This window comes from Halomonas tibetensis, from assembly GCF_042643535.1.
GTDB lineage: Bacteria > Pseudomonadota > Gammaproteobacteria > Pseudomonadales > Halomonadaceae > Halomonas > Halomonas tibetensis.
The window spans coordinates 153,144-173,762 of the sequence record NZ_JBHRSQ010000008.1 but is presented as its reverse complement, the minus strand read 5'-3'; the positions used below and the strand labels follow the sequence as shown (position 1 = coordinate 173,762).

Sequence of the window (20,619 nt, the reverse complement as noted above, 5' to 3'; positions counted from 1 at the left end):
CATTAGAATGCTCGTCATCGTTTATAGCGCACCCTCCCCCCTTTTGTCAGGTAACAACTCTACTAGACGTCAGCGCTGACCCGGGGCATGGCTGCCAGTGGCGCCGGCATCTAGGCTGTGATGAACGGCAGGCTACTCCGCCTTACGCGTCCGCACAAGGAATCCCGCATGACCCGGTCGAATCATCCCGTTCTACCCGCCGCCTTCGCCAACGACCCGACCTTCGCCACCTGGGCCAAAGGTTACGGCGTGATCTGTCACGAGCCGTTAACGGTGGAGCGCATTGCCGGGCTGCTCGACCGTCACGCCCAGGACCCGACGCAGCAACGGGCCTGGCTCGAGCGTCTGATTGCCGCCGACCGCCTCAGCTGCATGGGTATGTGGCTGGTTGCCCACATGACCTATGCCCGGCGTGTGCGCCTGGACGGCGAGCCGCTGGCCCCAGAGGACTTCAAGTCCAACCCCGAGGGGCATACTGGCGGCGCCCTCAACATGGTGCCGGCCTACGTGGGGTATCTCGCCGCCAACGCCATGAGCGAACAGACCCGCAGCTGGCTGATGGGCCAGGGGCACTGTGTGGCGGCCATCGACGCACTGAACGTGATGGTGGACAACATGGGGCCCGCCCACACGGAGCGCTACGCCCTGGATGACGCCGGCCTGACGAGGCTGGTCAACGACTTCTACCGCTGCGCTGTAGACCCCGACGGCTTTCCCATTTCACCGCTGGGCAGTCACATCAATGCCCATACTGCCGGCGGCACTGGAGAAGGCGGTTATCTTGGCTTCGCCGGGCTGCAGTATGTGCACATGCCGCTGCCCAACCAGCACCTGGTGGCCTTTCTCAGCGACGGCGCGTTCGAGGAGCAGCGCGGCAGCGACTGGGCCTCGCGCTGGTGGCGCGCCGAGGACTCGGGCCCGGTGGTGCCGGTGATGATCGCCAACGGTCGACGCATCGACCAGCGCACCACCATGAGCCAGTCCGGCGGCACAAAATGGTTCGAGGACCATCTGGTGCTCAACGGCTTCACACCGCTGACCATCGACGGCCGCGACCCCGCCGCCTTCATCTGGGCGATCCTGACCGCCGAGGCGGAGTTGGCCAACCAGGCCGAGCAGGTCCTCGCCGGACGTGGCCGCTACCCGCTGCGCCTGCCCTATGTGATCGCCGAAACGGTCAAGGGCTTCGGCTTCCCCGGGGCAGGCACCAATGCCGCCCACAACCTGCCGCTGGGCGGCAACCCCTCAGCAGATGCCGTCACCCGCACTGCCTTCAACGAAGGCACACGAGCGCTACACGTGCCCGAAGAGGAACTGCGCGCCGCCATCACTGCGCTCAACAATCATGCCGCGAGCGGCCGCACCCGCGAGCGCGACCATCCCCTGGCGGACCCGAACCCTGACCTGCCCATCCTTCCCGAGCTGCCCGGCTGGCGTCTGGGTGAGGCCGTCTCGCCCATGGCCGCCATCGACGAGGCTTTCGTGGCGCTGGTGGACGCCAACCCCAACCTACGGGTGCGGGTCGGCAACCCCGACGAGATGCGATCGAACCGCCTCAACCACACCCTGGATCGCCTGCAGCATCGGGTGACCGAACCCGAGGAGGGCGTGGCAGAGGCGCTGGACGGGGCAGTGATTACCGCGCTCAACGAGGAAGCGGTGATCAGCGCGGCGTTAGCCAACAAGCACGGGCTGAACCTGGTGGCCAGCTACGAGGCTTTTGCCGTCAAGATGCTCGGGGCCATGCGCCAGGACATCATTTTCGCCCGCCACTGTCGCGAGGCAAACCGACCCCCCGGCTGGATCTCGCTGCCCGTGCTGGTCAGCTCCCACACCTGGGAGAACGGCAAGAACGAGCAGTCCCACCAGGACCCGACACTTTGCGAAGCGTGGCTGGGCGAGATGGACGATATGGCACCGACGCTGTTCCCGGTCGATGCCCCCAGCGCCGTCGCCGCCCTGCTCGCGCTCTATGTCAGCCGCGGACGTATCGCGGTGATGGTGGTACCCAAGAATCCGGTTCCGGTGACCCTAAACGCAGAACAGGCCACACGGCTCGCCGAGGATGGTCTGCTCTGCCTGCGCCATGACGAGTCACCGCAACTACAGCTGTTTGCTGTGGGTGCCTACCAGCTCCTGGAGATGGAGCAGGCACGCGCGCGTTTGACCCGCGCCGGTGTTGCGACGAGCCTCTTTATCATCCAGGCGCCGGGCCAGCTGCGTGAGGCTCGTGACGAGGGCGAAGCCGCAGCGGTCCTCAGCCAGTGCCGACTCAGCACCCTGGTACCGGAGGTGTCCGCCCGCGTGTTTCTCTCGCACTGCCGCCCGGAGCCGCTATCGGGTGTTCTGCGCCCGCTAGATACCGGGGTGCATTCGCGTTTTCTGGGCTACCGCAACCGCGGCGGCACCCTGGATACCTTTGCCATGCTGTTTGCCAACCGTGCCACCTGGGCCCATGTGCTGGAGGCGGCGAGCGAAGTGGCCGGCCTTGACCTCGACGCCCTGCTCAGCACAGCGGAGCGAGACGCCCTGGCCGGCGAAGGCGACCCGGAGGTGCTGCGCTACCCCTGATGCTATGCGCAGCGATCGCAGCCGCCAACGGTCGCACGCGCGCCTCACTCGATGGCCAGGCCTCAGCCGGACAGGCCCATGCTTCTCAGATAGTCGTCGTAGCTGCCGCTGAAGTCGGTGATCCCCGTCTCGCTCATGTCGAGGATACGAGTGGCCAGAGAGCCGACAAACTCGCGGTCGTGGCTGACGAAGATCAGGGTGCCTGGGTAGTGTTCGAGGGCCAGGTTGAGCGCCTCGATGGACTCCATGTCCAGGTGGTTGGTGGGCTCGTCCATCAGCAGCACGTTGGGCCGGGTCAGGATCAGTTTGCCGAACAGCATGCGCCCCTGCTCGCCACCGGAAATCACCTTGACCGACTTGCCGATGTCATCGCTGGAGAAAAGCATCCGACCCAGGGCGCCGCGGACCACCTGCTCACCGCCGGTGGTCCACTGGGCCATCCACTCGAACAGGGTCGCGTCATTGGCGAAGTCGTCGGCGTGATCCTGGGCGTAAATGCCCAGGTCGGCGCTGTCGGTCCACTTCACACTGCCAGCGAGCGGCGGAAGCTCACCGGCCAGGGTGCGCAGCAGCGTGGTCTTGCCGATGCCGTTGGGGCCGATGATGGCGATGCGCTCGCCGGCCTCAACGGTCATGCCGAAGCGCTCGAGCAGCGGCGCCTCGCCGGGGTAGCCCTGGGTCAGCCCTTCCACGTTGACGGCGTTGCGATGGATCTTGCGCGCCTGGTCAAAGCGGATGAAGGGGCTGACTCGACTCGAGGGCTTGATCTCCTCGAGCTTGATCTTGTCGATCTGGCGCGCCCGGGAGGTGGCCTGCTTGGCCTTGGAGGCATTGGCCGAGAAGCGGCTCACGAAGGCCTGCAGATCAGCGATCTGCGCCTTCTTCTTGGCGTTGTCGGCGTGCTGGCGCTCGCGGGCCGCGGTGGCCGCGGTCATGTAGTCGTCGTAGTTGCCCGGGAAGAGGCGAATCTCGCCGTAGTCCAGGTCCGCCATGTGGGTGCAGACGCTGTTGAGGAAGTGGCGGTCGTGGGAAATGATGATCATGGTGCTGTTGAGCGCCGTGAGCATCCCCTCCAGCCAGCGGATCGTGTTGATATCCAGGTGGTTGGTGGGCTCGTCGAGGAGCAGCACGTCGGGGTCGGAGAACAGCGCCTGGGCCAGCAGAACGCGCAGTTTCCAGCCCGGGGCCACTTCGCTCATGGGGCCGGTGTGCTGCTCGAGAGGAATGCCGAGCCCCAGCAGGAGTTCGCCAGCCCGGGCTTCGGCGGTATAGCCGTCGAGTTCTGCGAAGCGCACCTCCAGGTCGGCCACGGCCATACCGTCCGCCTCACTCATCTCGGGCAGCGAATAGATACGTTCGCGTTCGGCAGCCACCTGGGAAAGCTCGGCATTGCCCATGATCACGGTGTCGATAACCCGCTCCTGTTCATAAGCGAACTGGTCCTGGCGCAGCTTGCCGAGCCGGGCGCCGGAATCGACCATCACCTGGCCACCGGAGGGCTCCAGGTCGCCGCCAAGGATCTTCATGAAGGTAGACTTGCCGCAGCCGTTGGCGCCGATCAGACCATAGCGGTGGCCGTTGCCGAACTTGATGGAGACGTTCTCGAACAGGGGCTTGGCCCCGAACTGCATGGTGATGTTGGCGGTGGAGATCAAGGATAGGGCCCGGTTGATGCATGAAAGGGTCGCGATTGTACCGGTTATGGCCGCGCGTGACGCCGTGGGAAGGCCGCTCAGTCGTGACGCTCGACGTTGAAGATGCTCTGCAGCTTGTGCTTCTTGCCGTAGAGATGCACCGTAGTGGCGTCGAAGGGAAAGCGATCCAGATAGGGGCTGTTGCTGTTGAAGCGCGGCTTGTGAGCGTTGATCATGGCGGCCGCCAGACGTTCCCGGTTGGCGCTTCCGCAAAGCCCCACCGCGTACCATATCTCCTCGTCGGGCGGCGGGAAGGCATACCAACTGTCCCGGTGTTCGTCGTGTTGCAGGCCGAAGCGGGTGCTGCGGTGCTCGCCCACATAGAGCAGTTCCTGGACATCCATCTCCCCGGTCTCTGGGTCCTTCGCTGCGCGAAAAACGCAGTAGATGCCGGACTCATCCGGCACCTCCTTGAGCGTCTCATCGGTCCAGTAGCCTAGCATCTTGGGGGACAGCATCTGTTCGCTCATGGTGATCTCCTCAATAGTCCTCAAGCCGCTGCATATCGCGGGCGATACGCCGCACTTCGGCCTCGTGGCCAACCGCCAGGGCCTCGAAGAAGCCCCGCTCGTCATCTCCCCCGGCCAATTCGGCCCGGTGTGAATAAAGGTCCTGGAGAGTCCGCTGAGCCGTGAGGGCGGTGGACAGCACGCTCTGAACGGTCTCGCAGTCGATGCAGTCTGGCAGACGCTCGAGTACCGGCGGGTGGGGGAAGTCGATGGGATCATCGAACCAGGTCTCCAGCACCTTGCGGTGGTCGCTGCCATCCTCCAGATAGCCGATAAGGTCGTTTTCCTGCTTGCGCTCGTGCTCCGCCAGATACTCCAGCGCCATGCGGACCCGCTCGCCCACATCGTCGCCGGCAAGATGGGTGTACTGCTCGGCGAGCCGCCGATGGTAGCCGGCCGCCCAGTGGACCAGATCCTTCACTTGTTGGAATCGCATGGCGCATCCTCCTCTTTGTTGTCGTCATCGCGGCCACTTTTCGGCTGCAACTCGCCCTATCTTTATCCTAGCCAAGGGCGGAGCGAAGCGCTTGACGTGTATCAACGAGAGCCGATGAAGGCGGGTCCAATGGCGGCTAGCGGAGCAAGGAGGCGTCCACGGGAACGAAGTCGTTAGCCACACGCACCAGGGAGTCCGCGGTAAGAGGCGCCACCCCGACAACCGTCACCCTGACCCCGAAGCGTTCGCGCAGGCGGGTCACAAGCAGATCGAAGTCGCCGTCGCCGGAGACCAGCACCACGTGATCGGCGAGGGGGCCCGCCTCGATGGCGTCCAGGGTGATCCCGACGTCCCAGTCGCCCTTGGCGGAGCCATCGCTGCGCTGGATGAAGGGCTTGAGCTTCACGGTGAAGCCAATGCCGCGCAGGATGGCCTGAAACTGTTGCTGGCGAGGGTCGCCGCGCTCCACCGCGTAGGCGTTGGCCATGACCACCTCTCGGCCCGCCGCAAACCGCGCCCAGAAGGCGTGGTAGTCAAAGTGCCGCCCAAAGGCATCCCGGGTGGTGTAATAGACGTTCTGGACATCGACGAAGATGGCGACACGCTCCATGGTGCTGGCCTCAGCCGGGAAGTTGGCCATCAGCGTGACACAGACGATGCCTCGCCGTCGCGACGGGGTTCGAAGGGCACCCGCATCAGCAGCGAGTAGAGTACCGGTACCACGCAGAGGGTGATCAGTGCCGCGGCCAGTAGACCGAAGATGATGGCGATGGCCATGGGCGCCCACAGCAGCCCACCGCCCAGCCACAGCGGCAGCAGGCCGCCGCTGGTGGTCAGTGTCGACATCAGCACCGGACGCAAGCGCCGGCGCCCCGCCTCGAGGATCGCCTCCTGAGGCGAGCCATTCTCACGCTCCAGGTCAATGCGGTCGATCAGCACAATGGCGTTGTTGATCACGATGCCGGCCAGCGCCACTACGCCCAGAAAGGTCATGATGCCGAAGTGGGAACCGGTGATCGTCAGCCCGAAGATTACCCCGATCAACGACAGCGGGATGGTAGTGAGGATGATCAGCGGCCGGCGCAGAGAATTGAACTGCACCACCAGCAGCAGCAGGATCACCAGGGCGCCAATGGGCAGCTTCTGGGCGATAGAGGCAGTGGCGACGCCCGAGGACTCCACCTCGCCGCCGAATTCGAAGAAGACGCCATCAGGCCAGCTCGCCTGCTGCGCCTCGAGCCACGGGCGCAGCTCGCCGGCCACTTCGGCGGCGGTAATGCCCGGCGCAAGCTCCGCCTCCACGGCAATGGTGCGGAAGCGGTCGCGGCGTAGGATTCGCGCCGGCCCCCAGTCCAGTTCCACCTCGGCCACCTGGGCCAGCGGCACCCCTACCCCGCCGCCGACAGGCATCACGGTGACGCCCTCCAGATCGTCGGGGGTGCGCGCCTCGCCGCGCTCGTTGCGCAGCTGGATAGGCACCAGGGTATCGCCGTCGCGGAAGATGCCCACGGTCATGCCAGAGAGCGCCGTCTGCAGGCTCAGCGCCACGTCGCGCTCGGTAACGCCGGCGCGCAGCGCCCTGGCCGGGTCGACGTCGATACGCAGGCGCTTGATCCACTCGCCCCAGTCGTCACGCACATTGCGGGCACCCGGCACCTCGACCACTCGCTGACGCACCTCCTCAGCGATGCGTTTGAGCGTCGCCTCATCGTCTCCGGAGAGGCGCACAGAGAGCGGCACGGTGACCGGCGGGCCGAAGCTCGTCGCCTTGACGCTGGCCTGCAGGTCGGGGAACCGCTCGGACAGCCAGCCACCCAGGCGTTCGATCACGTCATCCACCGCCTCCCAGCGGTTGGCCTGGAGCAGCAGGAAGGCATACTCGGGGCTGGGCGGCTCGGGGGCATGGTTGATGATGTAGCGATCCCCACCAAAGCCAATGAAGCTACCCCAGCGGTCGACGCCGTCCCGCGCCCAGTTGCCTTGGGCGTCACGCTCGGTGGCAAGTGTATCGTTCAGGAAGGCCTCTATCTCCTCTACTACCGCCCGAGTGCGCTCGATGGGCGCCGAGAAGGGCAGGCGCAGCTCCACGGTGACGAGGGTGCGCTCCGCCTGGGGGAAGAAGATCTTGGGCAGGGGCCCGTAGCCCAGCCAGGCCAGTGCCATCAGGCCCCCTACCGCCGCAATCGTCAGGGCGCGATGGCGAAGCAGGGCGATCAGCAGGCGGCCATAGCCCGCGTAGATACGCTCGGCCAGGCGCGCCGTCAGACCGGGACGCGATTCGTCTTCGCCCGTCCTGTCGTCGTCTCTCTTCTCCTTGACCCGGATAAAGGCCACGCAGAGCAGCGGAATCATGGTCAACGACAGCAGCCAGGAGGAGAGCAGCGTGATGGTTACCACCTGGAACAGCGAGCGGGTGTACTCGCCCACGTCGGAGACCGCCAGAAACTGCGGCAGGAACGCCGCCGAGGTGGTCAGCGAAGCAGTGAGTAGCGGAAAGCGCAGCTGCTTCGCGGAGTCGAGCGCCGCCTGGCGTATCGTCTTGCCTTCCCGGGCCGAAACCTGGATGGACTCCACCATGACGATGGCGTTGTCCACCAGCATGCCCAGCGCAATGATCAGCGCACCCAGCGAGACCTGATCCAGACCAATCTCGAACAGCCCCATGAAGGCCAGGCAAGCGAGGATCGCCGAGGGCACCAGGCTTGCTACGATTAGCCCTGTACGCAGCCCCAGAAAAAGCAGCATCACCAGGCAAACCAGCGCCACCGACTGCAGCAGGTTGACCAGAAACTCGTTGATGCGCTCCTCGACCCGGTCGGGCTGATCGGCCAGCACCTCGAACGCAATGCCCACCGGCAGTTCTCGCTCGAGCCGGGCGATGGCTTTCTCGACCTGCACGCCCAGGTCCAGGATATTGCCCCCCTCGCGCATGGCGATGGCAATGGCCAGCCCCTGGACGCCGCTGGCGTGATAGCGGGTCATGGGCGGGTCGGCATAGCCTTGGCGCACCTCCATCAGCGAGCCCAGCGGCACCAGGGCGCCGTCGGGCAGCGGCATCAAGGCCCGTCGGATATCATCGATTTGGGTGAAATTTCCTGAGGGTTCCAGCACCAGACGCTCGTCGCCGGTACGGATCGCCCCGCCGGGGAGCACGATATTGCGCGCCGCCAGCAGCTGGGCCAGCCCCTGGGGCGAGACGCCAAGTTCGGCCAGGCGCGCCTCGCTGTACTCCAGAAAAATGCGCTCCTCGGCGAAGCCATGGATATTGACCTTGGCCACATCATCGAGCATGAGCAGGCGATCGCGAACGTCGTCGGCAACCCCCTTCAGCTCCGACTGCTCATAGCCCTCGCCGGTCAGCGAGAGCATGATGCCGAAAACATCGCCAAATTCGTCGTTGATGATCGGCGCCATGGCTTCGTCAGGGAGCCGCCGACGGCTGTCATCAATCTTGCGTCGCAGTTTGTTCCAGCCAGCCTGGACGTCGGTCACCTCCGGACGCAGCTCCACGCGAATAATCGAGACGCCGGCCCGGGAAGTGCTCTCCACGTGGTCGAGTTCGGGCATCTCCATGATGGCGGTCTCCAACGGGTCGGTGACCAGCTGTTCGACCCGCTCCGGGGTGGCGCCAGGCAAATAGGTGACCACCTGGGCCACCCGCACGGTAACCGCGGGATCCTCGGCCCGGGAGATGGAGAGGTAGCTGATCACCGCGCCCAGCAGCACGACCAGAAGGCCGGCGATGGTGACGCGGTTGTAGCGCAGCGCGCCCTCGGTGAGGGTCACGGCAAGGCCTCCCCACCCTCTCGGTGGTCGTCCAGCAGCCGCACGCGCATATCGTCATGCAGCCGACTCATGCCGGCGACGATCAGGTGCTCACCGGGCGCGAGACCGGCCACTACCTTCAGGCGCTCTCCGTGACGCCCGCCCAGGGTCAGGGTTCGGCGCCGCACCGTCGCCTCGCGACCGTTTTTAACTTTATTTCCGCCCGACTCGTCGAGGTCATCGGGCTCGGCGACGAAGGCATAGTGGCCGTCGATATCCTGCTGCACCGCGACCATGGGCACCCAGAGCCCGCTCCCGGGGCCGCCCAGGGGCAGCGTGATCTCCGCCGCCATGCCGGGGCGCAGCCGCGTCTGCTCGGCGTCGGTCAGCCCCTGCAACGCCACGCGCAGCGGCCAGGTGGCCTGACGCGGATCCACCGGCAGGCCGATCTCGGTGACCTCACCGGCCAGAGTAAGATCGGCGAGAGGCAGGCGCACCCGCACCCGCGCGCCGGCCACCAGCTCTCCCAGAAGGTCCTCGGAGAGGGCGGCGCGCACCTCCAGATCATCGCCGCAGGCCAGCACCATTACCGGCAGGCCCGCGGCGACGTTCTCACCGGCTTCCACCAGTCGGCTGGCCACCCGGCAGTCACCGGGGGCTTCGAGACGGCTGAAGCTCAGCTGCCTTTCGGCCAGGGCCAAGGTGTCAAGGGCACTGTCGCGCTGGGCACGGGCCGCCTCGACCTGAGCCCGAGCGGCATCCAGATCGCGGGCCGGGGCACTGCCGGCCTCATAGAGACGCCGCGCGCGCTGCCACTGGGCCTCGGCGTTGGCCGCCGCCGCCTCGGCGCCGGCCAGAGTCGAGCGGGCGCGATCGCGCTGCAGGCGCAGGTCGGTGGCCTCGAGGCTGGCCAGGCGCTGGCCGGCCTCGACGGTGTCACCCACGGAGACCTCATGAGACGCGAGCTGTCCCCCTACCCGAAAGCTGAGGCGTCGGTTGGCGGCGGCCTCCAGGCGACCCGGCAACTCCCGCGCATCCTCCACCCCGCTGGCCTCCACGGCGAGCGTACGCACCGGGCGCAGGGGGGCCTCCTCCACCGGCTCGTCGGCACAGCCGGTCACCACTAGCAGCGCCACCAGCAACGCCGCCAGCCGGGCTTCACGATTGATCATCGCCCCTCTCCTCTGCGTTCCATCGTCGCGGCACTCATGAGCAGCCGATCCCGGGCGAAGGCCTCCATGGGGCCCGGCGTCATGCCCAGGGCCCGCTGCAGGTGCACCAGCGCCTGCAGTGCCAACCAGCGCGCCTCGGCGGCGGCGAGCCCTGCCTGGCGAGCGCTGGTTCGGGCATCAATCAGCGCCACCTGGGGCAGCGCCCCCTCGCGCCAGGCCACCTCGGCGAGTTTCAGCGCCTCTTGCGCATGACCCTGGGCCTCCTCACGCAGCGTGATACGACGCCAGGCGGCCACCAGTTCGACGCTGGCCGCACGCAGGCGGGCCTCCAGCCCGAGGCGCGCCTCGGCGTCCTCCAGCGCCACCTGCTCCAGGCGCGCCGCGGCCCGGTCACGCTCGATGCTGCGCCGTCCGCCGGCATAGAGAGGCAGCCGTGCCGAGACGCCAATGCTCCACTGGTCGCCGCCGGTCTCGGGCAGCGACAGGCCCGCTCTTTCCAGCGCCCCGACACCGAGCTGTACCACCGGACTGGGCGATTCCCAGGGCGCCCGGGCCCCCTCACCGCCACGGTAGAGCTCGCCGGTATAGCGGGCCTCGAGCCCCACTTCGGGCAGCCAAAAGGCCCGACGACGCGAGGTAAGCTCCCGCTGGACGGCGTGGCGCAACTCTCCCAGCGCCTCAAGCTCAGCCGCGTCGCGCAGGGCCGCAGTGACCAGCCGCTCCTGCCAAGCGGCCAGGCTTTCGGGAGAGTCGAGCACCTCACTGAAGCGGGCATCGCCCCCTAGCCACTCGAGGCTCTCCAGGTCTGGTTCGGCCGGCGCCAGCGACGCGGCAGGAGTCCGGCCGAGGCGACGATTGACGGCGATTTTCAGCCGCTCGCGGTCCGCCACCACCTGCTCCTGGCGCTCACGGGCCTGGGCCAGCTCCGCCTCGAAGCGCGCCACCTCACCGCGCCCCACCGCCCCCGCGGCTTCGCCGCGCACCGCCTGGTCGCGCTGAGCCCTGGCCAGTTCTAGGTCGGCCTCTAGCACCGCGCGGCTAGCCTCAAGCCTTAGCAGATCAAGAAACTCTCGAGAGACGTCGAGTGCCAGATCCAGGCTCTCCACCTCCAGTTCGGCGCGTCGAGCGCGGTCGAGGCTGTCGGCAATCTCGATCGCGGCCAGGGCCGGCTCCGAGAACAGCAGCTGTTCAAGCACTGCTCCGCCGCTGGCCAGGCGCTCCGGCTGCTGTCCCAGGGCCGCGCGGGCTCGAGTCTCGTCGATCAACCGCCCGGTTGCCTCCAAATAGAGGTTAGGGCGATAGCGCGAGGCCGCCAGTTCCCGGCCGAAGGCCTCCACGTCGACTTCTTGGCGCGCGGCGGCCAAGCCCAGATTGTCGGCAAGCGCCAGGGCCACCGCCTGACCCAGGCTCAGCGTGCTGGCGGTGGGAGAAGCGGCCTCGCCCAGCAAGCGCGAGCGGCTAAGCAGGGCAAAACTCGGCGACCAGTCGAGCCTGGCGGCCGTTTCAAGATTGAGCCAGGAACGTGACAGCTCGGGGCGTGAGTCGATAGCCTCGGGGGCTCTCCCAGCGGCGATATCATCCAGGCGCAGCGCCACTCGGCGCAGCCAGGCCTCGACATCCAGGGCCCCGGGTGAGGAAAACAGGGCGCCACGCTCCACCTGGCGGGCGTCGGTGAGTGCTACGCTGGGCACGCCGGCATCGGTCAGTCTGGCGAAAAGCCCGCGCTGGGCGGCCGCGTCGAACTCGGGCAGAGCCAATATCAGAGCAGCATCGGCGTCCTGCAAGATGGCATTGCCAGGCTCGGCGTAGACGTCGACGGCCAGAGGGATCAGCGCGATGCCGCGGCCGCGGGCCTGATCGGCCAAAGCCTCAGCGGCGGCGTCGACCGCCCAGGCAGAGCCGATCAGCAGCACCCGGGAGGCACCATCGAGAGGCTCGAGGCCGAAGGGATCTGTGGCGGTGAGAAACGTACGCGTTTCCAGGACATCCAGCCCAGGAAGGCGGGTGCCGGCACCGGGCATGGCCGGCATGACCACAAGCGTGGGCCGTCCAGCGGAGAGTCGCTCGAGTTCCTGTTGCAGGAAGGGCAGATCAGCTTTGCCGCCAGGCAATAGCCGGGGGTCAAGGGTGGCGTCGGCCGCCTGAGCAGCAGCAGGCACCAGCAGCAGGATCAGCAGCGGCGCATGAAGAAGGGCAATGAACAGACGCTTCCATGCGGTAACGTTCATGTCGGTCTGCCCCCTATGAAACTTGCCAGGCGCCCTACCACTCCTGGCTGGTTTCACGCAGGGCAGCGAGCTCGGCCTTGGCCTCGGCGAGGCACCAGCGCACCTCGTCTCCTAGCGCCGCTCCACTGCCCACGGCGATCAGCCCGGATGCGGCCCCGGAACGACGGCGGGCCACGCCGTCGCTTGAGTGCAGCGCCTCAAGCCTACCGATCAGCCAGCTCAGCCAGCTGTCGGGCTGGGCGACCAGCTCCCGCAAGCGATGAAGCTCGGCGATGCCGGCGCCATCAGCGCCCAGCAGCTCACGCCACTCATGGCGCTCGAGCCGAGCGTGCTCGGTGACCTCGCGCAGCAGCGACTGCAGCGCCAACTCGAGAAATGCCAGGGCGCCCTCCTCAACCGCCATGCGCCGCGTTTCCGCGTGCTCGTCGTTACCGCCGGGCATATCGAGCAACAGCTCTGCCTGATAGAGCAGCTGATTGGTGCGAGATCTTGGGGTCACTTGCGCTTATCCTCCACCTGCCAGCGGTTGCCGTCGAAAGTGGCTTTCCAGCCGGTGGCCTTGCCCTCCTCATCGGTCATCACGAACTGTTCCTTGGCCTTGCGCGAAAAGCGGATCTGGGCCGGGCGACCGTCCGGATCCTCGCTGGGCGCGTCGAGCAGGTAGCGGTGCTTCTCGGGGAGCTCCTCGGCGTGGGCCTTGATCTCCTTGACCAGGGGCGGTCGGGTCTCGCGGTTCTTGGGGAACTTGCTGGCCGCCAGAAACAGGCCGCTGGCCCCATCGCGCAACACGTAGTGGTCATCGACCTTCTGGCACTCGAGTTCCGGCATGTCGATGGGATCCATCTTGGGCGGCGCCACCTCGCCGCTGCGCAACAGCTTGCGGGTGTTCTTGCACTCGCTGCTGGTGCAGCCGAAGTACTTGCCGAACCGACCGGACTTGAGCTGCATTTCGCTGCCGCACTTGTCGCACTCGATGGTGGGTCCGTCATACCCCTTGATGCGGAACTTGCCCTGCTCGATTTCATGGCCGTCACAGTCCGGGCTGTTGCCGCAGATGTGCAGCTTGCGTGTCTCATCGATCAGGTAGCTGTCCATGGCGGTGCCGCACTTGGGACAGCGGTGCTTGGCGCGCAAGGCATCGGTCTCGGCTTCCTCGTCGGCATCGGCGGCTACCGCCTCCTCGCCGGGGAGCAGATCGATGGTGGTCTTGCAGCGCTCTTTGGGCGGCAGGTTGTAGCCGGAGCAGCCCAGGAAGACACCGGTAGAGGCGGTGCGGATCTGCATCTTGCGCCCGCAGCTGGGGCAATCGATATCGGTAGGCACCGGCTGGTTGGGGCGCATGCCGGATTCGCTCTCGGCCTCTTCGAGCTCCTTCTTGAACTCGGCATAGAAGGCGTCGAGCAGCGCGCGCCAGTTGCGCTCTCCCTCGGCCACTTCGTCGAGACCGTCCTCCATGCGCGCTGTGAAGGAATAATCCATCAGGTCCGGGAAGGATTCCTTGAGGCGCTCGGTGACGATATCGCCGAGCTTCTCGGCATAGAAGCGCCGATTCTCCAGCTTGACGTAGCCGCGATCCTGGATGGTGGAGATGATCGAGGCGTAGGTGGAAGGCCGACCAATGCCGCGCTTCTCCAATTCCTTGACCAGGCTCGCCTCGGTGTAGCGTGCCGACGGCTTGGTGAAGTGCTGCAGCGGGTCCAGGGACGCCAGGGCCATAGGCGTGCCTTCGGCGAGGTCCGGCAGCGTCTGGTCCTCGTTCTTGCCGGCCGGCTTCATCACCCGGGTGTAGCCGTCGAACTTGAGCACGCGTCCCTTGGCCCTGAGCTCGAAGCCTTGGACCTCGACGGTCAGGGTGCTGGAGAGGTACTGGGCCGGGGTCATCTGGCAGGCCACGAACTGACGCCAGATCAGCTCATAAAGGCGCTCGGCGTCGCGCTCCATGCCGGCCAGGTCCGTGGCGCGCTTACCGACATCAGACGGGCGAATCGCTTCGTGGGCTTCCTGGGCGCCCTCCTTGCTGGAGTAGCGATTGGGCGCCTCAGGCAGGTAGCGCGGGCCGAACTCATCGCCGATGAACTCGCGCACGCTCTCTACCGCATCCTTGGAGAGGTTGGTGGAGTCGGTCCGCATGTAGGTGATGTAGCCCGCCTCGTAGAGGCGCTGGGCCAGGGTCATGGTCTTCTTCACCGAGTAGCCCAGCCGGCCGCTGGCGGCCTGCTGTAGCGTCGAGGTGATGAAGGGAGCATTGGGCTTGGAGCTGGTCGGTTTGTCTTCCCGGGAGGTAATGGCAAGGGACGCATCGCGCAGCGCGGCGATGCGTTCCAGGGTCTCGGCCTCGGAGGTGGGCCGGAAGGCCTTGCCGTTCTGGCGCACCAGTTCGAAGCGCACCGCCTCTCCGTCTGACCCGTCGGATTGCGGAATCAGGTCGGCGTGGACATCCCAGAACTCCTCTGGCACGAAGGCGCGAATCTCGCGCTCACGCTCGACGATCAGGCGCATGGCCACCGACTGCACCCGCCCGGCCGAGAGACCTCGGGCGACCTTGGCCCACAGCAGCGGCGAGAGCATGAAGCCGACCACCCGATCCAGGAATCGTCGCGCCTGCTGGGCCTCAACCCGCGGGATGTTCAACGTACCGGGGTCCTGGAAGGCGTCCTGGATGGCGTTCTTGGTGATCTCGTTGAAGACGACACGCTTGTAGCGTGCATCGTCGCCGCCGATGGTCTCACGAAGGTGCCAGGCAATGGCTTCCCCCTCGCGGTCGAGATCGGTAGCGAGATAAACAATGTCCGCCTTCTGAGCCAGCTTCTGGAGTTCGGCGACCACCTTTTCCTTGCCCGGCAGGATCTCGTAGTGGGCCTCCCAGTCGTGCTCGGGGTCGATACCCATGCGCCGGATCAGCTGCTCCCGGGACTTGCGCTTCTTGTAGTCGACCTTTTCGTCCGGCGACATCTTGCGGGTCAATGCTGCCTGCCGCGCCCGCTCCTTGGGATCCGAGGACGCCTTGCCCGAGCCGCTGGTCGGCAGATCACGGATATGACCCACACTGGACTTCACGATGAAGTCGGTGCCGAGATACTTGTTGATCGTCTTGGCCTTGGCCGGCGACTCGACGATGACCAGTGACTTTCCCATATTACTCCACTGAAAGTGCACGGCGCGGACATCGAGTCCTCGCCTGACAATGCTATACCGCCCTGATACGAGGGGCGAAAATGCGCCTACCCTAACCCAGCGCCCTGGATCGCGCCAGTGGACACACAGGGTTGGCGCCTTCTGACCCTAGACCGCACTCTCGCGAGAGAGCAAGCACCCGTCAATGACAACGCCCCTGCCACCGAAGTGACAGGGGCGCTGCTAGGAGACTCGCCACGCTTGGATCAGCGCTTGTTGTCATCCGGTTTGCGACGAGTGGATGGGGTGCGGCGACGCGGAGCGGCGGGCTCGGCCTTGGCTTCGGGCTCGGCCTTGGCTTCGGGCTCGGCCTTGGCTTCGGGCTCGGCCTTGGCTTCGGGCTCGGCCTTGGCGACGGGCTGAGACTCCATCAGGTCCTCCATCTCATTCAGAGCAAAACGCTGGGCCTCTGCCTGGCGGCTGATCCAGGCCTGGGCCTCGGCCCGCGATTCGGCCTCGATAATCGGTGCCTGGTCGATGGCCTGTTCGAAGAGTCCCCGCACGCGCTCCAGACGCTCGGTAGAGTGCTCGGAGAGCTCGCCACTGGCCGCCAGCACATGCTCGATGTGGGTCAGATGACCGGCGATCTGCTCCGCCGTCTGCCCCTTGAGCATTTCGGGCAGCGCCTCGACAGCGTCTTCACGATCCAGTTTCAGGATAAAGAACTGCTCGCGCATCAGCCGCTTGAAGTCTGCCACAGTGAGCTGAGGCTCCAGCTCGGCGTGGGAGGCGCGCAGGCGCTTGAAGTTGCGCTCGTCGGTGGAGGGCGCCCCGCCCAGCACGAAGATAAGGGCGCGGATTACCGCCTCGTGGCTGCCGCCCTCGGCGACCTGCTCGCGCAGCTCTGCATGGCGGCGCTCGATGAAGCGAAGATGCTCCGGCTCTGAGCCCGGGCGGCGGCGGTGAACGTGGGCGTCCCCTCCCAAGCCCACTAACGACTGCAGCAACGGCTGGCCGAAGGTATCCAGGAACATCCGCTCGGTGGCACCGTCGCGGAAATCACGCCAGGCGTTGAGGCCGCCGGTGATCTGGCTGGAGGCGATGGACTCCAGCACCCGGAAAACGTTTTCATCGTCCGCCGGGTGGCGATCGGCGCGAATCTTCTCGGCCAGCACCGGGATCGCATTCATCAGCGGGTTGCGATCGGAGAAGAGGCGATAGCCCATGCGATTGGGATGCATGCGTCGCATCCACTGGGCCGATTCGGGCGTGGATAAGGCACGAACCCATGGCTGCATGAATAGCCGGTAGAGGCCCAGGTTGATTTCCGATACCCGTGCCACAGTGGCAAAACGGGTGTCGTCCTCAGTACTGTGCTGAACGACCTGATCAAGTTCTGCGATGGTCCGCGGGGTGAACTCCAGCAAGTAATCGCGTTCGATCAGTTCGGCATCGTCGCGCTGGGAAGCGTCGGAGACGGTGGTCTCGTAAAGCCCCGGGGGCAGCACGTCGATATAGTCCATGTTAGCCGTGAACTCGGTGTGCTCCTTGCGGGAGACGCTGCCCGACACGAAGATGCCCAGATGACCGGTAGTATCGTGCACGCAGTAGACGATGGTCTGCTCGCTGGCCACGATGTCCTCCACGCCTTCGTAGAGGTCACGAATCCAGCCCAGGGCCTGGGGAGGAGGCGTGATGTCATCACCCTTGGAGCAGAACACCACCACCGGCGAGCGCAGATTGCGCAGATCGATGCGACGGCCGTCGGAGGTCACCAGTTGGGCAGTGGAGAGACGATTGCCGATAAAGAGGTTGTCGACGATGTACTGGATCTCGTTACCGCCGAGCACCACGTGACCGCCCCACCAGCGTTCAAACTCCAGGTAGCGGCTGGCCTCGGTGTCAATGTTGGAAAAGAGCTGATACTGCTTGGTCCAGAGCGTATTGGCCGGATTGAGGTTCTCGAAGTTCTGCACCAGCCAGGCGCCATCGAACTGGCCATCGCCCATGTCGCTGAGCAGAGAGGTCATCCAGCTACCACCTGACATGCCGCCGGCATAGCGCATGGGCGCTCCACCGCGCTCGCCGGCCCAGTAGGAGAGCGGCGCACCGGCTATCAGGATCGGCCCGAAAAGATCGGGCTCCAGGGACGCAGCCATCATGATCTGCCAGCCAGCCTGACAGTTGCCCACCACCATGGGCTTCTCGGCACCGCGCTCGCTGTGAAGGCGATTGACATGACGCAGGAAGGCAACCTCCGCCTCCACCACATCTTCCACACTCTGACCCGGCTCCGGGTAGGGCAGAAAGCCGATGAAGTAGCAGGAGTGGCCGGCTCGCAGCGCCACGCCCAACTCGCTGTCGGGCTTGAAGCCGCCGATCCCCGGGCCGTGACCGGCTCGGGGGTCGACCACCACAAAGGGGCGCATCTTGGGGTCTGTGGGGTATCCGCTCGGGGGCAGAATCCGCAGCAACTCGTAATTAACGGGACGCGGCAGATCGCGGCCGTCCATCAGCACCTCGGAATCGAAGCCCAGCACGCTGGGGCGGGTCTTTTCGATGTGTTCGAGGTACTGGTTACCACGCTGGCGCATTACGTCTGCGAACAGCACGCTGCGCTCGAAAGCATCCAACCAGTAGCGGCCCGCGGCGCGTCCAAACCCGAAGGGATCGAACAGCGTCAGCGTGGCGGCCGGGGGAGTCGGCATCGGAAGATTCATCGCGAGCTCCAGGCATTGCGGTCAGAGGAAGAAGAAACGGCTGCGGCAAAACAGCGGCATTTGCTGCATCGCAATATAACGCAGTTTTGACGTTCCGGCGAGTGAAAACTCCATGAGTGACGGCGCTGACGATGCCCGATGGCCACAGCGGCAATGCCCACGCTACGCGACTATGTTAAGTTATCTTGCCAATACCCAGTAACCAGCAGCACGCCCAGCGGCCCTGGACCCTTGCCAGCGAAGCGAACGGCAAGGAGCGTTCTTGACCCACGCGGCGAGCCGAGCGAAGGGGGCTCACACCCATGAGCGACAGCACCTCGAAACACGTCCCCAGCGGCGAGAAGTTCCGCACTGAACAAGGCTTTGCCGCCATCAAGGATGGCATCAAGCAGCGACGTGCGAGCACAGAAAAGGCCGCTGATGAGGGCGCCGACCCGGGCCGAAAACCCAAGTGGCTGCGCGCCCAGATTCCCGGCGGCGAGCGCTTCGAGGCCGTCAAGCGTAACGTCAGCGAACATCGCCTGAGCACCGTGTGCGCCGAGTCCCACTGCCCCAACATGGGGGAATGCTGGAGCAACGGCACCGCCACCATCATGCTGATGGGCTCGGTATGTACCCGTGCCTGTCGTTTCTGCGCCGTGGACACCGGCAACCCCGGCGGATGGCTGGATGCAGAAGAGCCCGCCAACACTGCCCAGTCGGTGGAACTGATGGGACTGCGCTACGTGGTGCTCACTTCGGTGGATCGCGACGATCTTGACGACGGCGGCGCCGCACACTATGCAGCCTGTATCCGCGCCATCAAGGCCAACACGCCCGAGGTCGTCGTGGAGGCGCTGACCCCGGACTTCGACGGCAGCCCTGCCGCCATCGAACAGGTGGTTGACTCCGGCCTGGAGGTGTTTGCCCAGAACGTCGAGACCGTGGAGCGCCTGACCCGCAAGGTGCGTGATCCGCGGGCCGGATACCGCAAGACCCTGGACGTGCTGGCCCACGCCAAGCGTCACCGCCCCGGCGTGCTCACCAAGACCAGCTTGATGCTGGGCCTGGGCGAAGCTGACGAAGAGATACTGGCCACCTTCAACGACCTGCGCGAGATCGGGGTAGACATCGTCACCCTGGGCCAGTATCTGCGCCCCACCCGCAACCACTTGGCCGTGGAGCGCTGGGTCACCCCGGAAGAGTTCGAGCGCTATCGCCAGATCGGCCTGGAGATGGGCTTCATGGAAGTGGCTGCCGGCCCCCTAGTGCGTTCCAGCTACCGCGCCGACCGGGTGTTCGAGAAGAACAACCTGGGCCTGTCCGCTCCGGCCGAGGTGCCGGGCCAACCTTCCAGCGCCGACCGTATCGACGCCGTCAACGTCGGCTAACCAGCCCCCTGCCCAACTCGAGCGCCAGGCACTCCGCCAGGCGCTCACCCACCGTGTCTACGCCAGGCGGCTCCACCCCGGGGGCATTGGCGACCAGATCCACCAAGCGGGTCATCGCCATGCCGGCATAGCCGCAGGGATTGATGCGCAGGAAGGGGGAGAGATCGCCGTCGACGTTCAGCGCCACGCCGTGGAAACTGCCGCCGCGACGGATCCGCAGACCCAGCGAGGCGATCTTGGCCTCCCCCACGTCGGTTTTCACATACACTCCCGGCGCATCGGGGCGCGCCCGCGCCTCGACGCCGTACTCGGCCAGCAGGGCGATCACCGCGCGCTCCAGGCCGCTCACCAGGTCACGAACGCCCAGGCGTGAGCGTCGCACGTCAATCAGTGGGTAGAGCACCACCTGGCCGGGGCCGTGGTACGTGACCTGGCCGCCCCGGTCGGTCTGCACCACCGGGATATCACCCGGCATGAGCAGATGCTCGGGCCGGCCGGCCTGACCCTGGGTAAACACCGGCTCATGCTCCACCATCCAGAACTGATCGGGCGTCTCGGCATCGCGGCTATCGGTGAGCTCGCGCATCGCCTGCCACACGGGCTGATAGGGTCGTCGGCCAAGACGATGCAGCTCGATGGGCGGCAATGAAGGTGGCTGAGAAAGCGTTTCAGATAGGCCGTCGACCATCACAACACCATATGCACGCGGCCAGTGGCCTTGAGCTCGACGAAAAGCGCCTGAAGCTGGGGTTCACCGGTGGCGAGAAGGGTGAGGCGAACCGATTGGTAACGGCCGTTGCGACTGTCCACCACCCGCATGTCAGTGGCGTCGAAATGCGGGTCGTGGCGAGTGACCACCTGACAGACCACGGCGGCGAAGTCCTCGGCGGCATTGCCCACCACCTTGATCGGGTAGCGGCAAGGAAAGGTGATCTTGGGGGGCTTGCCGTCGGTCGGCCGGCTCGGCTGGCGCAGGTCGCGCAGAGAGTTGTCATTCATGGGCATTCCAGCGGGTCGAGGATATCAGAGTATGTTACTCA

14 protein-coding genes are annotated in these 20,619 nt (G+C 65.9%); 2 read left to right on the top strand and 12 right to left on the bottom strand.

Annotated elements, in window-relative coordinates; genetic code table 11:
- Positions 1-168 precede the first annotated feature (168 nt).
- Positions 169-2,571, top strand: a complete 2,403-nt coding sequence (locus tag ACFODV_RS05845) for a phosphoketolase family protein (RefSeq protein ID WP_379756049.1) — start codon at positions 169-171, stop codon at positions 2,569-2,571.
- A 62-nt stretch (positions 2,572-2,633) separates the two neighbouring features.
- On the opposite strand, the gene ACFODV_RS05840 is transcribed toward ACFODV_RS05845, so the two are convergent.
- From ACFODV_RS05840 to ACFODV_RS05795, 10 genes are all read right to left on the bottom strand, one after another.
- Complete coding sequence (locus ACFODV_RS05840; RefSeq protein WP_379756296.1) at positions 2,634-4,244, bottom strand: ABC-F family ATPase; 1,611 nt, start codon at positions 4,242-4,244, stop codon at positions 2,634-2,636.
- Between the two features lie 59 nt (positions 4,245-4,303).
- Positions 4,304-4,735, bottom strand: coding sequence for a hypothetical protein (locus ACFODV_RS05835; RefSeq protein WP_379756046.1), 432 nt, complete (start codon positions 4,733-4,735; stop codon positions 4,304-4,306).
- Positions 4,736-4,745: 10 nt separating this feature from the next.
- Positions 4,746-5,210, bottom strand: a complete 465-nt coding sequence (locus tag ACFODV_RS05830) for a 2-hydroxyacyl-CoA dehydratase (protein ID WP_379756043.1) — start codon at positions 5,208-5,210, stop codon at positions 4,746-4,748.
- Between the two features lie 136 nt (positions 5,211-5,346).
- Complete coding sequence (locus tag ACFODV_RS05825) at positions 5,347-5,820, bottom strand: LabA-like NYN domain-containing protein (protein ID WP_379756293.1); 474 nt, start codon at positions 5,818-5,820, stop codon at positions 5,347-5,349.
- A gap of 29 nt (positions 5,821-5,849) precedes the next feature.
- Positions 5,850-8,996: an efflux RND transporter permease subunit gene (locus ACFODV_RS05820; protein WP_379756040.1), complete on the bottom strand. Its 3,147-nt coding sequence runs from the start codon at positions 8,994-8,996 to the stop codon at positions 5,850-5,852.
- A complete protein-coding gene (locus ACFODV_RS05815) occupies positions 8,993-10,147 on the bottom strand; it encodes an efflux RND transporter periplasmic adaptor subunit (RefSeq protein ID WP_379756037.1) in 1,155 nt (384 codons plus the stop codon). Before ACFODV_RS05815 ends, ACFODV_RS05820 begins: the two co-directional genes overlap by 4 nt.
- Positions 10,144-12,375: a TolC family protein gene (locus tag ACFODV_RS05810; protein ID WP_379756034.1), complete on the bottom strand. Its 2,232-nt coding sequence runs from the start codon at positions 12,373-12,375 to the stop codon at positions 10,144-10,146. Before ACFODV_RS05810 ends, ACFODV_RS05815 begins: the two co-directional genes overlap by 4 nt.
- 34 nt (positions 12,376-12,409) lie before the next feature.
- Complete coding sequence (locus tag ACFODV_RS05805; RefSeq protein WP_379756031.1) at positions 12,410-12,874, bottom strand: DUF6586 family protein; 465 nt, start codon at positions 12,872-12,874, stop codon at positions 12,410-12,412.
- Positions 12,871-15,510: a type I DNA topoisomerase gene (gene topA / locus ACFODV_RS05800; protein ID WP_379756028.1), complete on the bottom strand. Its 2,640-nt coding sequence runs from the start codon at positions 15,508-15,510 to the stop codon at positions 12,871-12,873. Before topA ends, ACFODV_RS05805 begins: the two co-directional genes overlap by 4 nt.
- A gap of 245 nt (positions 15,511-15,755) precedes the next feature.
- Positions 15,756-18,209 carry a DUF3141 domain-containing protein gene (locus tag ACFODV_RS05795; protein WP_379756025.1) on the bottom strand — a complete coding sequence of 818 codons (2,454 nt, stop codon included), beginning with the start codon at positions 18,207-18,209 and terminating at the stop codon, positions 15,756-15,758.
- A 302-nt stretch (positions 18,210-18,511) separates the two neighbouring features.
- Here ACFODV_RS05795 and lipA point away from each other — a divergent pair, with 302 nt between their 5' ends.
- Positions 18,512-19,579 (top strand): lipoyl synthase, encoded by a 1,068-nt coding sequence (gene lipA / locus ACFODV_RS05790; RefSeq protein WP_379756022.1) that lies wholly within the window; start codon positions 18,512-18,514, stop codon positions 19,577-19,579.
- Here lipA and lipB read toward each other — a convergent pair.
- Together lipB and ACFODV_RS05780 are read right to left on the bottom strand one after the other, a co-directional pair.
- A complete protein-coding gene (lipB, locus tag ACFODV_RS05785) occupies positions 19,566-20,267 on the bottom strand; it encodes a lipoyl(octanoyl) transferase LipB (RefSeq protein ID WP_379756019.1) in 702 nt (233 codons plus the stop codon). The two genes, lipA and lipB, sit on opposite strands and share 14 nt — an antisense overlap.
- Positions 20,267-20,578 carry an HP0495 family protein gene (locus tag ACFODV_RS05780; protein ID WP_379756016.1) on the bottom strand — a complete coding sequence of 104 codons (312 nt, stop codon included), beginning with the start codon at positions 20,576-20,578 and terminating at the stop codon, positions 20,267-20,269. The genes lipB and ACFODV_RS05780 overlap by 1 nt, the downstream gene beginning before the upstream one ends.
- Positions 20,579-20,619 lie beyond the last annotated feature (41 nt).

Coding starts and splice junctions, on each gene's coding strand:
- ACFODV_RS05830 (WP_379756043.1), bottom strand. CDS start 5,210: ATGCGATTCCAACAAGTGAAGGATCTGGTCCACTGGGCGGCCGGCTAC.
- ACFODV_RS05835 (WP_379756046.1), bottom strand. CDS start 4,735: ATGAGCGAACAGATGCTGTCCCCCAAGATGCTAGGCTACTGGACCGAT.
- ACFODV_RS05795 (WP_379756025.1), bottom strand. CDS start 18,209: ATGAATCTTCCGATGCCGACTCCCCCGGCCGCCACGCTGACGCTGTTC.
- ACFODV_RS05825 (WP_379756293.1), bottom strand. CDS start 5,820: ATGGAGCGTGTCGCCATCTTCGTCGATGTCCAGAACGTCTATTACACC.
- ACFODV_RS05845 (WP_379756049.1), top strand. CDS start 169: ATGACCCGGTCGAATCATCCCGTTCTACCCGCCGCCTTCGCCAACGAC.
- lipA (WP_379756022.1), top strand. CDS start 18,512: ATGAGCGACAGCACCTCGAAACACGTCCCCAGCGGCGAGAAGTTCCGC.
- lipB (WP_379756019.1), bottom strand. CDS start 20,267: ATGGTCGACGGCCTATCTGAAACGCTTTCTCAGCCACCTTCATTGCCG.
- ACFODV_RS05815 (WP_379756037.1), bottom strand. CDS start 10,147: ATGATCAATCGTGAAGCCCGGCTGGCGGCGTTGCTGGTGGCGCTGCTA.
- topA (WP_379756028.1), bottom strand. CDS start 15,510: ATGGGAAAGTCACTGGTCATCGTCGAGTCGCCGGCCAAGGCCAAGACG.
- ACFODV_RS05780 (WP_379756016.1), bottom strand. CDS start 20,578: ATGAATGACAACTCTCTGCGCGACCTGCGCCAGCCGAGCCGGCCGACC.
- ACFODV_RS05810 (WP_379756034.1), bottom strand. CDS start 12,375: ATGAACGTTACCGCATGGAAGCGTCTGTTCATTGCCCTTCTTCATGCG.